At 28.6% G+C, this 11,098-nt stretch carries 14 protein-coding genes and 2 pseudogenes; all 16 read left to right on the forward strand.

All coding sequences use genetic code 11. The annotated features are described in order from the left end of the window. Positions 1-535: 535 nt before the first annotated feature. The 16 genes and pseudogenes from RI68_RS01110 to rpmH all read left to right on the forward strand — a co-directional run bounded on the left by RI68_RS01110 (position 536) and on the right by rpmH (position 10,986). Positions 536-2,293 carry an ABC transporter substrate-binding protein gene (locus tag RI68_RS01110; protein WP_100222499.1) on the forward strand — a complete coding sequence of 586 codons (1,758 nt, stop codon included), beginning with the start codon at positions 536-538 and terminating at the stop codon, positions 2,291-2,293. Beyond that, on the forward strand, positions 2,290-2,961 hold the full coding sequence (locus RI68_RS01115) for a hypothetical protein (protein WP_017193413.1): 672 nt from the start codon (positions 2,290-2,292) through the stop codon (positions 2,959-2,961). Before RI68_RS01110 ends, RI68_RS01115 begins: the two co-directional genes overlap by 4 nt. A 14-nt stretch (positions 2,962-2,975) precedes the next feature. After that, positions 2,976-3,569 (forward strand): ABC transporter permease, encoded by a 594-nt coding sequence (locus RI68_RS01120; protein WP_017193414.1) that lies wholly within the window; start codon positions 2,976-2,978, stop codon positions 3,567-3,569. A gap of 157 nt (positions 3,570-3,726) precedes the next feature. Further along, entirely contained in the window at positions 3,727-3,933 is a 207-nt protein-coding gene (locus RI68_RS03600; RefSeq protein WP_261974272.1) for an ABC transporter permease subunit, read from the forward strand. Further along, on the forward strand, positions 3,930-4,259 hold the full coding sequence (locus RI68_RS01130) for a hypothetical protein (RefSeq protein WP_017193416.1): 330 nt from the start codon (positions 3,930-3,932) through the stop codon (positions 4,257-4,259). Before RI68_RS03600 ends, RI68_RS01130 begins: the two co-directional genes overlap by 4 nt. Positions 4,260-4,397: 138 nt before the next feature. Then, on the forward strand, positions 4,398-5,195 hold the full coding sequence (locus RI68_RS01135; protein ID WP_017193417.1) for an ABC transporter permease: 798 nt from the start codon (positions 4,398-4,400) through the stop codon (positions 5,193-5,195). 29 nt (positions 5,196-5,224) lie between these two features. Further along, positions 5,225-6,267: pseudogene (locus RI68_RS04460) on the forward strand (ABC transporter ATP-binding protein). A 4-nt stretch (positions 6,268-6,271) separates the two neighbouring features. Beyond that, a pseudogene (locus RI68_RS04230) lies at positions 6,272-6,783 on the forward strand (ATP-binding cassette domain-containing protein). Positions 6,784-6,990: 207 nt separating this feature from the next. Then, a complete protein-coding gene (locus RI68_RS04235; protein WP_261974273.1) occupies positions 6,991-7,074 on the forward strand; it encodes a hypothetical protein in 84 nt (27 codons plus the stop codon). Between the two features lie 405 nt (positions 7,075-7,479). Further along, positions 7,480-8,034 (forward strand): translation initiation factor IF-3, encoded by a 555-nt coding sequence (gene infC / locus RI68_RS03610; RefSeq protein WP_026071931.1) that lies wholly within the window; start codon positions 7,480-7,482, stop codon positions 8,032-8,034. 31 nt (positions 8,035-8,065) lie between these two features. Then, positions 8,066-8,254, forward strand: a complete 189-nt coding sequence (rpmI, locus tag RI68_RS01155; RefSeq protein WP_017192425.1) for a 50S ribosomal protein L35 — start codon at positions 8,066-8,068, stop codon at positions 8,252-8,254. Positions 8,255-8,292: 38 nt separating this feature from the next. Beyond that, positions 8,293-8,961, forward strand: a complete 669-nt coding sequence (rplT, locus tag RI68_RS01160; RefSeq protein ID WP_017193425.1) for a 50S ribosomal protein L20 — start codon at positions 8,293-8,295, stop codon at positions 8,959-8,961. Positions 8,962-8,995: 34 nt separating this feature from the next. Continuing rightward, positions 8,996-9,574, forward strand: coding sequence for a hypothetical protein (locus RI68_RS01165; RefSeq protein ID WP_017193426.1), 579 nt, complete (start codon positions 8,996-8,998; stop codon positions 9,572-9,574). A gap of 268 nt (positions 9,575-9,842) precedes the next feature. Then, entirely contained in the window at positions 9,843-10,379 is a 537-nt protein-coding gene (locus RI68_RS04240; protein WP_261974274.1) for a hypothetical protein, read from the forward strand. Continuing rightward, positions 10,369-10,734, forward strand: coding sequence for a hypothetical protein (locus RI68_RS04245; RefSeq protein ID WP_017193428.1), 366 nt, complete (start codon positions 10,369-10,371; stop codon positions 10,732-10,734). The genes RI68_RS04240 and RI68_RS04245 overlap by 11 nt, the downstream gene beginning before the upstream one ends. A gap of 105 nt (positions 10,735-10,839) precedes the next feature. Beyond that, the gene (rpmH, locus tag RI68_RS01175; RefSeq protein WP_017193429.1) at positions 10,840-10,986 is read left to right on the forward strand and encodes a 50S ribosomal protein L34; all 147 of its coding nucleotides are present in this window, start codon (positions 10,840-10,842) and stop codon (positions 10,984-10,986) included. Positions 10,987-11,098: the final 112 nt, after the last annotated feature.

Genomic DNA, 11,098 nt, shown 5'->3' on the forward strand with positions numbered 1-11,098 from the left:
TTTTAATAATTTAAAAAATTAAATTATTAAAAATCAATTCCAAAATGAAGATAGGTTAAAAACAGAAATGAATTATAAACAATTAATTATCTTATTGAAATAAGATAATTAATAAACAAAATCAACAAAGCGTTGATAAAAAAGGAAAGAGTAAATATGGGAAAATTTAAAAATTGGGTTAACTTGCGTAAAAAAGCAGTCTTAATCACTTCAGCTGCTGCGGTTTTTTTTATTAACAAGTTTTTTATTTTGGCATTTATACCTCAAACCTAGTAAGATCGTCGATGTTAGTTTTTATAACGACAATGGCAGTGTTGTTAAAACTTTAAAAGTTCAAAAAGGTAAAAAAATTGTTGATGATGAGAGTAATAAAAAACTTTATGAATCTTTAGGCAATAAATACCGCTGGAGTAAAGCAAAAGACTTTTCTAAACAAGTAGAAGATAAAAGAGTTAATAAAAATTTTAACCCTTGTTTAGACGTTGTTGAAGAAAAAACCAATTTATATCCGGTTAAATTAGATGCCAACAGTCGAATGTTAGTTTTTAACGCCAAAAAAGGTGTACGTTTGTTATCTATGGTGGTTTCTAAAGGGTTGGACACTAAAGAAGTGAAAAAACAATTAGACAAAATGTCTAAACCAACTTATAATGATTGGGATTTTAAAGGTTGGTATCGCTATTCTTATGGTGGCGAATCTCACTTCGAACCTTATGAATATGGCACTCTAAAAGAACAAGAACAAAGAAAATTAGATAACAAAGGTCAAAACCAATTAGAAGAAGACATACTTCTTCATGCTTATTTAGAACCTAAAAATTCTAAAAAAGCGAACTATAGTGAAGATCAGACCAGAAAAAACATTCTTCGCCAAGATGTTCCGCATATTAATATGATGAATTCTCTAGATGGCACAGTAAGAGATTTAGGAGGTTATTTGAAATCTTCCTTTTTTGTAACTGCTGATGTAGATTGGAACAAAGCCATCAAAGAAGGACATGCTAAATATCCGGGAGATTTTTCAAAACACAGACAAGAAAAACATAAACCAGGCGAATATGTTCCTGGAGATGAAAACAAAATTTCTACTAAAGTTTTAAAACCGACAATTATTCCTGGAATAATCAAAAAACTTCCAGAACATGCTCAATTAAAAGATGCTAATGGACGAAATCTAGAAGGTAACGAATATTCCGAAAGATCTAAAAACGTGTTTGAAAATTCCTATACTTTCACTTTAAAAGAAGGTTTAACTTTTGAAAACGGCGAACCAATAGACGCTAGCACAGTAGAATACACTCTTAAACAATATATTGATCCTAAGCAAAAAAATGCTCGCTCAGAAAATGTCTTTAAAAACGACTATATGGATTTAAAAGATGCTAAAGGATACTATGAAGGGCAAATCACTGATTTTAACCAAGTAACTGGTTTTAAAAAAGTAGAAAATGATCCTTATTCATTCACTTTAACTTACAATATTAAAAAAGCTTTATATAACGCTATGGGTGGTTTGGATTTAATTACTTTAGTGCCTCCTAAATATTATGAAGAATCTTTTGAAAATAAAGCCGAAAGAAAAAATAATATTTATGGAACGCCAAAAAAACCAATTCAATCTTATGGGCCTTATGTAATCAAAGAATGGTCGCCAAATCAAAAATATTTTTTCAATAAAAATTACAACTATTGGAACAAAAATAAACATCATGATAAAGCAATTTCTTGGACAATAGTTGGTCAAAAAGATATTAAACACTCTATGTTTAAAGACGGAAAAGTAAACACTTTAAGTCTTGATTCTAATTATTATCCTAGTTATAGCAAAGATCCGACTTATAAAGAATTCCCTGTAGATTCTAAAACAACTTTATCTATTAATGTTTTAGATAGAAAAGATGAATTTAAAAATACTAAAACAACAGCAGCTGCATCTATTTTAAAAGATTTAGATTTTAGAAAAGCTTTATTTTATGCTATTGATAGACAAGATTTTGTCAATCAAGTAGATATTTTAAGTAATCCTTCCTTTTCTTTTGTTCCCGATGTAGCTTGTGTTTATCCCGATGAACCATTCGAAGTTCCTTATAATTCCAGCGCAAATCATAAAGAAAACCAAAAAATATTAACTGATAAAATGGATACTTATGGTTTTGATCCTGCGAAAGCAAAAACTTTTTTTGATCTTGCTTATGACAAATGGAAAGTTAATAACCAAAAAGATCCTAAATTAGAAATGGAATTTATATATAGTAACACTATTGAAGAAACTGAAAAAAAGCGCGTTATTTGAAAAATGTTTTTGAAAACACTTTCGGTAGCGATAAAATAAATATTAAACTAAGTCCTATGACAAGAGAAACTTATTTACGTAAATTACAGGCAGATAAGTATGATTATGAATTGGTATTTAGCCCTATTTTCGGGGCTGATATTACTGGTTATTATTTCAATTCTTTAGGAGCTAATAAAAAATGGTGTTTTGAAACTATGGGAATAGAAAGTCTTTCTGAAAAAAAGATTTCTATTGATTTAACTAAAATGACGCAAGAATTAGAACAAGATAAACCCGTTTGGTATAATGATTTTGTAAACGGTTTTAGTCAAGAAGAACAAGAAGAAGGCAAACCGACTAATAATATTCCTATCCCAGGTTTAACAAAAGAAAATGGAAAACACATGTGGAAAGGCACTATTACTGAATTTATGCATTATTGGAATAAAACTTTAATGAATCCAGGCAAGTATGCCCCTTCTAAAGAAGAAACTATTATCAATATCGTTCAAACGCTAGAAAGATTTTTTTTAGAAAATCTTCCAGCGATTCCTATTAGCGTAGCTAAAGGAGCTTATGTAAGTAACAATTTAAAAAATTTATGGCCTAATTATAATGTTTTATGGGGTTGGGGCGATAGTTCTTATGAATTTTTAACTTCTGATTCTGATTATCAAGACTTGTAAAAGGTAAGGAATGCATGAAAATATATTTATTAAAAAGATTTGTCTTAGCGATCATTACTTTTTTAATTGTAACTTTTTCAAGCTTTATATTGGTTAAAATGTCTGTTGTCAAACCAATAAGACCCCCCAAAATGGATGATTTAACGTGGAAATCTATTTGTGAAAAAGAGTGTTGCGATAAACCGTTATTAGAATCCTTTTATCTTTGGGCTAAAAATGCTTTAAAAGGAGATTTTGGTTTTTCTGTCAAAAGGAATCGTTCTGTGAATGAAATTATTCAGGAAAAAATTCCTATAACTTGGAAAATGAATTTAATTCCTACTTTGATTTCGGTTCCTTTAGGCGTCATGTTGGCGATATTGGCTGTTATGAAAAAAGATACTTGGATTGATCACGGAATTAATTTATTTACTATTATATTCATCACTCTTCCTACCTTAATTATCGCTTTTGTATTACAATATTTATTTGCTTATCGTTGGCATTTTTTTCCTTATCAAGTGGCAACGCCTTCAGAATGGTCGACTAAAGGGTTCATCTTTGGAGCAATGTCTTATTTCTTACCTATTTTCATCATTACTTTAACTACCATGGTAATAGTGGATTAGAAAAGTAAGAGCCGAACTAAGTGAACAAGTTAATCAAAATTATTTTTTATTAGCTAGAACTAAAGGGCTTTCTTTTGCTGAAGCAACTTACAAGCATTCTTTGAAAAACGCTTTAGTCCCTTTTGCACCGTTTTTATTTTATTAAGTAATCAGCATTATTACTGGTAGTGTTATCATTGAAAGAATTTTTTCTATTAATGGTAGTGATAGACTTTTAATCGAAGCCTATCAAGAAAACGATCAGCCGTTAATTATGGCTTCTTTAGTTTTTTATAATTTAATTAGCGTTTTAGCTGTTATTTTGGCTGATATTTCTTATACATTATTCGATCCAAGAATTAAATTAGGCGGTGGAAAAATATGAAGTTAGAACCAAAAGGGTTCCAATGGGCTAAAAATAATTCTGTTGATGCTTCATCTGGCAAACAAGTTAGCCAAACAAATAAAGAATCTAAAAAAGGTTATTATCGCGCTTCTTTAAAACAATTATTTAAGAAAAAAAGCACCAAAGTTGCTTTAGCCATGTTTTTCTTTCTTTTCTTGTTTTGTTTATTCGGCGGTTTAATCGACACTATGCCGAAAGATATCCAATCTAAAAACAGAATTTTTTTTGAAAAATTACCGCCCAAAATACCATTAATTGAAAAATTAGGCATTTTGGATGGAACAAAAACTATTCAAGTTTATTAGGAAGAAATAACCAATATTGAAACTTTTGATAAAAACATTGTTAAAAAAACCAAAGATTCTCGCGAAAAAGGCAAAAAAGCTGTCAAAGTAGATGCTTATTTATATAAATAATATTTATCTGCTCAAAAAGATCAATTATTGACAGAAACAGAATTCCATCAAGCGCAAACAAATAACAGCATTATTTCTTCTCAAAAAACTTCTAACGGTTTATATAAATCTAAATTCAAAATTTTTGAACGTTTTTTCGATAAAAAAACTCAAAATGTGTATTTTTGGTTTGGAACTACGGATCGAGGAGAAGACTTATTTAGTGCAATTAGTCAAGGAGCTAGAACTTCTTTAGCTTTAGCTTTTACCTTTTCTGTGATTAATTTGATCATAGGCATTTTAATCGGCTCTTTTTCTGGTTATTATGGTGGAAAAACAAACCTTTTTATCGACCGAATAGTGGATTTTTTAAATTTAATCCCTTTTATAGCTTTAGTTATCGTTTTAACTTTAAAAATGGGCGTTTCTTTTACTACTATCATGATAACGTTTTTAGTAAAAGGCTGGATTCCGTTTTATAATATTTCTCGTGCTCAGTTTTTAAGGTACAAAAATAAAGAATATGTTTTAGCTTCTCGCATGTTGGGCGCTAATGATTTAAAAATTATGTTTCAACAAATTTTCCCCAATACTATTGGCCTTTTAATAACTGTTTTTGCTTTAGCTATTCCTAGTTTTATTTTAAGCGAAGCAACATATAGTTTTTTAGGTATTATCAAATATCCTAATGGACTTAGTGTCGGAGAATTATTAGATCGTGGTTTTCGCGATATCGAATTAAATCCTCATTTGTCCGTGTATCCGACTATTTTTTTAATATATATTATGATATCTTTTAATTTATTAGGCAATAGTTTGAGAGACGCATTTGATAATTTTGTTTAATAAAAAAGAAATTAATTAGGAGTTGCAATTTGAGCGATATTTTAAAAATAATCGATTTACAAATTAATTTTAACACTTCTCAAGGTATGATTTACGCTTTGAGAGGGGTTAATTTTAACCTTCAAAAAGGGGAAATTTTTGCTATTTGTGGCGAATCAGGCAGCGGAAAATCTATCACCTCTAAAGCTATCGCAGGCCTTTTGCCTTCTAAAGCTATTGTTAAAAAAAGGTGAAATACTGTATGAAAATCAGGATTTAATCAAGATAACAGATAAGGATTTCAATCAGATTAGAGGGCGAAAAATTACTATGATTTTTCAAAACCCTATGACTAGTTTAAATCCTTTAATGAAGGTTGGCAAACAAATTGAAGAGGTTTTCAAAATTAAAGCTAAAAGAGACAATAAAAATTATTCTAAAGCTGACTTTAAAAAACAAACAATTCAATTGATGAAAGAAATGGGCATTGATGAGGCAGACAATAAATATCATCTATATCCGTACCAATTATCAGGGGGAATATGCCAAAGAATAGTTATATCTATTGCACTAGCTAATTAATCGGAAATATTGATTTGTGATGAACCCACTACTGCTCTAGATCCTATCGTGCAAAAAAATTTTAGAATTAATTAAAAAAATTACCAAAGAACGTCAATTGTCAGTTATTTTCATTACTCATGATTTAGGAGTTATTGCAAGCATGGCTGATCGAGTAGCAGTTATGTACGCTGGTAAAATTGTTGAAATAGGTCAAATAAACGAGATTTTTTATAATGCTAATCATCCTTATACTTGGGCTTTATTACAATCTATGCCGAATTTAAATACTAAAGAAGAAAACTTAAACTTTATTAAAGGTCAACCGCCTGTTTTAACTTTTATCCCTCAAGGAGATGCTTTTGCTCCTAGAAATCCTTATGCTTTGAAAATAGACTTTGAAAAAGAACCTCCTATGTTTCCGATTAGCGCTTCTCATTTCGCTGCCACTTGGTTACTCCACTCTTTGGCACCTAAATATGAAGCGCCTGCATTTATCCAATTATTAAGAAGAAAAGGAGGTTTTATTTAATAAAATGTCTGAAAAAACAGTTTTAGACTTTAATAATATTTCTTTCACTTTTCCTAATGGCTTTGAAACTTTAAGAAAAGTTAATTTTAAAATTAATAAAAACGAAATTGTTGGCTTAGTAGGAGAGTCGGGCAGCGGAAAAACTACTATTGGTAAAATTATTACAGGTATTTACCATCCTACCAAAGGTAAATTGCTTTTCCATAATGGCGATAAAAATTATTTATTAGCTGAAAATAACAAAAAAATTAAAGATAATAGAAAACCACTTTTAAGCGAAATACAAATGGTTTTTCAAAAACCCGAAGCTGCCTTGAATCCGAGAATGTTAGTAAAAGAAATTTTGGCCGAATGCCTTTATGTAAAAAAATCAAAGATAAGCAAATTATTGATGAAAAAATTAAGAAAATGATCGCTTTAGTAGGTTTAAACGAAAGAGATTTATATCGTTTTCCTCATCAATTTTCAGGCGGACAGCAACAACGTATCGCTATCGCTAGATCTTTAATAGTATAACCTAAATTAATTGTTGCCGATGAACCTGTTTCTGCTTTAGATGTTTTTATTCAAGCGCAAATTATTAATTTATTGAAAGAATTAAATCAAAAATTATCTTTAACTATGCTGTTTATTTCTCATGATTTATCGATTGTTAAATATTTTTGCGACCGTATTATAGTGATGTATAAAGGTAAAATAGTATAAGAAAAAACTAGCGATTTATTGTTTTCAAATCCTGAACATCCTTATACTAAAAAATTAATTGATGCTATCTATGAACCTGATCCGCACAAATATCAAAAATAAAAATAAATTTTTTTCAACAATTTAGTTTTATTTTTTTTTTTTTTTATTCTTACGACATTAAGAAGATATTGAAATTTTTTTTGGTTCAAAGATGTAAGGCCAATATTTTCTCGTTGATAAAAGGCATTTTTATTGTATAATTAATTTGTATTAAAAAAATGAAATAAAAAATGTGAAAATGAAGAGATTCTCTCCTCTGCCTGAAAAATTATGATAATTTTGAGGCTAAAAGCACAATAAATTTAAATAATAGTTGTCTTTTGTAACAGCTAAATAAAATTTATTTTTATTATGGTTTTATCCGGAGAGTACTTTATAATAAGTACTTTTTTGTTTTAATTTAGTTTTTTATAAAATGAAATATTTTGAAAAAAATATTATTTCTAAAAAAGGAGTTTATTCGATATTAAATACAAGAAAAATCAAAAAGATAATTTAAAAGTTGATGTTTTATTCAATGAAAATATACCTTACGGAGAATATTTAGTTATTGATGAAAAAGGCGATAAAATAGGCGTTTTTGAAAAATCCAAAATACTTGATTTAGCTGATTCTAAAGATATAGATGTTGTCTTAATTAATGGTAATTCAAAACCTAAAGTTGTCCGTTTGATGGATTATTCTCAATTTTATTATGATCAACAAAAAAAATTAAAGAAAATTCAAAAAAAACAAAATATAACGGTTTTGAAAAAACTACGTATTAGTCCTAATATTCAATCTAACGATCTAGAATACAAAGTTAAAAAAGTTCGTGATTTTTTAGTTAAAGGCGACAAAGTTAAAATAACTATGTTTTTTCCTGGAAGAATGATAGTTCACTCAGAATTAGGTAAAAAAGTTTTTCAACAAATTATATCTGATTTAAAAGATGTATCTAAAATTGATTTATTTCCGAAATTAGAAGGTCGTCAAATGTCGGCTCTTTTAGTTCCCTTAAATTCTAAAAAAATAAAATAACTAAAATTTGAATTAATATAAGAAGGTAATTATGATAAAGAAAAAAACTCATAAAGGTTTGAAAAAACGCATCAAAATCACAGGTACAGGTAAATTTTTAAGAGGACATGCTTATAAAAACCATTTAGCAGGTTCTAAAACGACTAAACAAAATAGACAATTAAGAGGGGTTGTGCAAGTTGATCCTTCTGATGTAAAAAGAATTAAACATCTTATTTAATATAATCTCCACATTTAACTAAGAAAGAAGGAAAAAAGATGGTTAAAATAAATTTTGTTAACGCAAGACATAAACGTCGTAAAAAAGTATTAAAATTAGCGAAGGGTTATTTCGGTTCTAAAAGCACTCTTTATAAAACAGCTAACGAACAAGTTATGCGTTCGCTTCAGTACGCTTATAGAGATAGAAGACAGAAAAAACGTAATTTTAGAAAATTATGGATTACTAGAATTAATGCTGGTTGTATTAATAACAACATTAGTTATTCACGATTTATCCATGGCCTTTTATTAGCCCGAGTAGAAGTTAATCGTAAAATATTAGCTGATATAGCTTACCAAGAGCCCGATATGTTTGCTAGTTATGTTGAATTAGTTAAAGAACATTTAGCGAAAAAAGAATTTATTTTAGCGCAACAAAAAGCTAATAAAACTACAAAAAAAGAGGAAAAAAATACATCAGAAAAAACAACAAAAAAAGAAGTAAAAGTTAAATTAGAAGAAAATCATCCAGTTGAATCAAATTTTGAATCGACTGAAGAAGTGCCAGAAGAAGCAGAAGTTGAAAAAAATGAAGAATTAGACTTAAACAAAATGCTTGTAACAGATTTAAAAAAAATAGCTAAAACATATAATATAGATGACGCTTATAAAATGAAAAAAGCAGATTTGATTAAATCTCTTGAAAAAGTTATTAAGAAAAATTAAATTTATAACACATAAGAAAGGTGTTTTATAATATATGGAAATGAAAAAAACAAGTCCTAAACGCAAAATCGTTTTGAATTTATTAAAAGCAATTTTTTCTTTTGTTGCCTCTTATTCTTTATGGAACCCTACCAAAATTGAATACCAAGGGTGGCAATTGAGCAATATTTTATTAGCTATTTCTATTATTTTGTTTGCTTATTTTTTTGCTTTCGCTAATTTAAAAAAAAATAAAGGCTTTATAAAGTTTTTATTTTTTATAGAAAGTGCAGTTTTAAGTTTGATTTCTGTTGGCTTATCTGCAAAACCTTTAATTAATAATGAATATGTAGCTAAGATGTTTGAATTGACTAATATCATCGCTTATATTTTTATAGTTCATTTTTTAATTCAAATTTATGTGTATTATACTAAAGAAGAACAAAAAAAATCTAATTTTGCCTTTTTTTCTTATTTGATGCTTTTCGGGTTAAGTTCTTATTTATTAGGAGCAAAATTTGACTTGCAAAATACTATTTTACAATCTTTATCAGTTGCATTATCAATTATATTCTTCGTTTACCTATTCTTTTTTGTTAAAGATACTTATAAAGTTATTAAAGAAAAAAAATGAAAAAAAGAACAAATGAAAAACAATTCACAACCTAATGTAAAACCGTCTAATGAATAAAATTACAATCAATAAACTAAAAAACTAAAGGATATTTGTCGTGTCTGATTTATTACAAAAAATGAAAGATTTAACCATGTTGAATGGTATTTCTGGTCAAGAAAAAGCAGTTAACTAATACATTAAAAATAATGTAGAAGGTCAAGTTGATAAAATTGAATACGATAATTTAGGCAGTTTATTAGTTTATAAAGGCGATAAAGGTCCTAAAATAGTTCTTGATGGACATGTTGATGAAGTTGGTTTGATGGTTAGCGAAATCACTAAAGAAGGTTTTGTTAAATTTCAAACTATCGGCGGTTGGGTTTCTAAAGTAATGTTAGCCCAAACATGGCAAATAAATACTAAAAAAGGTGTTTTATTCGCCTTTACAGGCGCTAAACCTCCTCATTCTTTGGCTCCGTCAGAAAGATACAAAACACCCGAAATGAGCAGTTTAATCTTAGATTTAGGTGTGCAAAATAAAGAAGAAGCTGAAGAATTAGGTCTAAGATTAGGGGATATGGTTACTCCTTACACAGAATTTAGAACTTTAGGTAATTCTAACTTTTTATTAGCGAAAGTGATTGATAATCGTGCCGGCGCTTTAGTGGTGATGGAAGTGTTAAAAACTTTAAAAAACAATCCTAACCAATGTGTTGGCGCTTTTACAGCACAAGAAGAAGTTGGTTTAAGAGGTGCAAAAACTAGCACTAATAAAGTGAAACCCCAAATAGCTATAGCTGTTAATGTAGGAAGTGTCAGATGATGTTCCGGGCGATAAAAACGTTTCTAAAAAAGTTTTAGGACAAGGTCCTCAATTATCTTTTTTCGATCAAGGTTTGATCGCTCATAAAGGGCTAAGAGATTATATTATGGAAATAGCTCAAGAAAATAAGATACCTTTTCAAGAACAGCTTCCATCCGGAGGAACAACTGACGCCGCTTCTATGCATATACAAAATGAAGGCGCAGCATCTGTAGTCATTTCTATTCCGACTAGATATATTCATTCTCACGCTTCTATCATCCACAAAGAAGACATCGAAAACACAATCAAACTTTTAGTTTTATTGGTGCAAAAATTAGATGATAAAAAAGTAGAAGATATTTTATTAAATTGATAAAAATTTACCATTTAAAAGTCGCTATTAACGGAAGTTATCTTAAATTTTTAATATTTTTTTCAACAATGACTAACAAAAAAATAAAGAAGGTTTGGAATTTTTATGAAAAGAACATATCAACCAAGTAAAATTAAAAGAAGAAGAACGCATGGCTTTAGAACAAGAATTGCCACTGTTGGCGGTCGTCGTGTTTTATCTGCAAGAAGAAGAAAAGGACGTGCAAAATTAACTGTTTCATCGGTTAATTAACAATAATTTAGATAAATTTATTATTTTATTTACATTACATAATTATTTATTTGAAAAGGGCTAATAGATTTATTTGGTAAGTCTTAAAGACTTTCTTTCTTTATTTGTTTTT

The sequence above is a fragment of the Vaccinium witches'-broom phytoplasma str. VAC genome (assembly GCF_000309405.1).
Classification (GTDB): domain Bacteria; phylum Bacillota_I; class Bacilli_A; order Acholeplasmatales; family Acholeplasmataceae; genus Phytoplasma.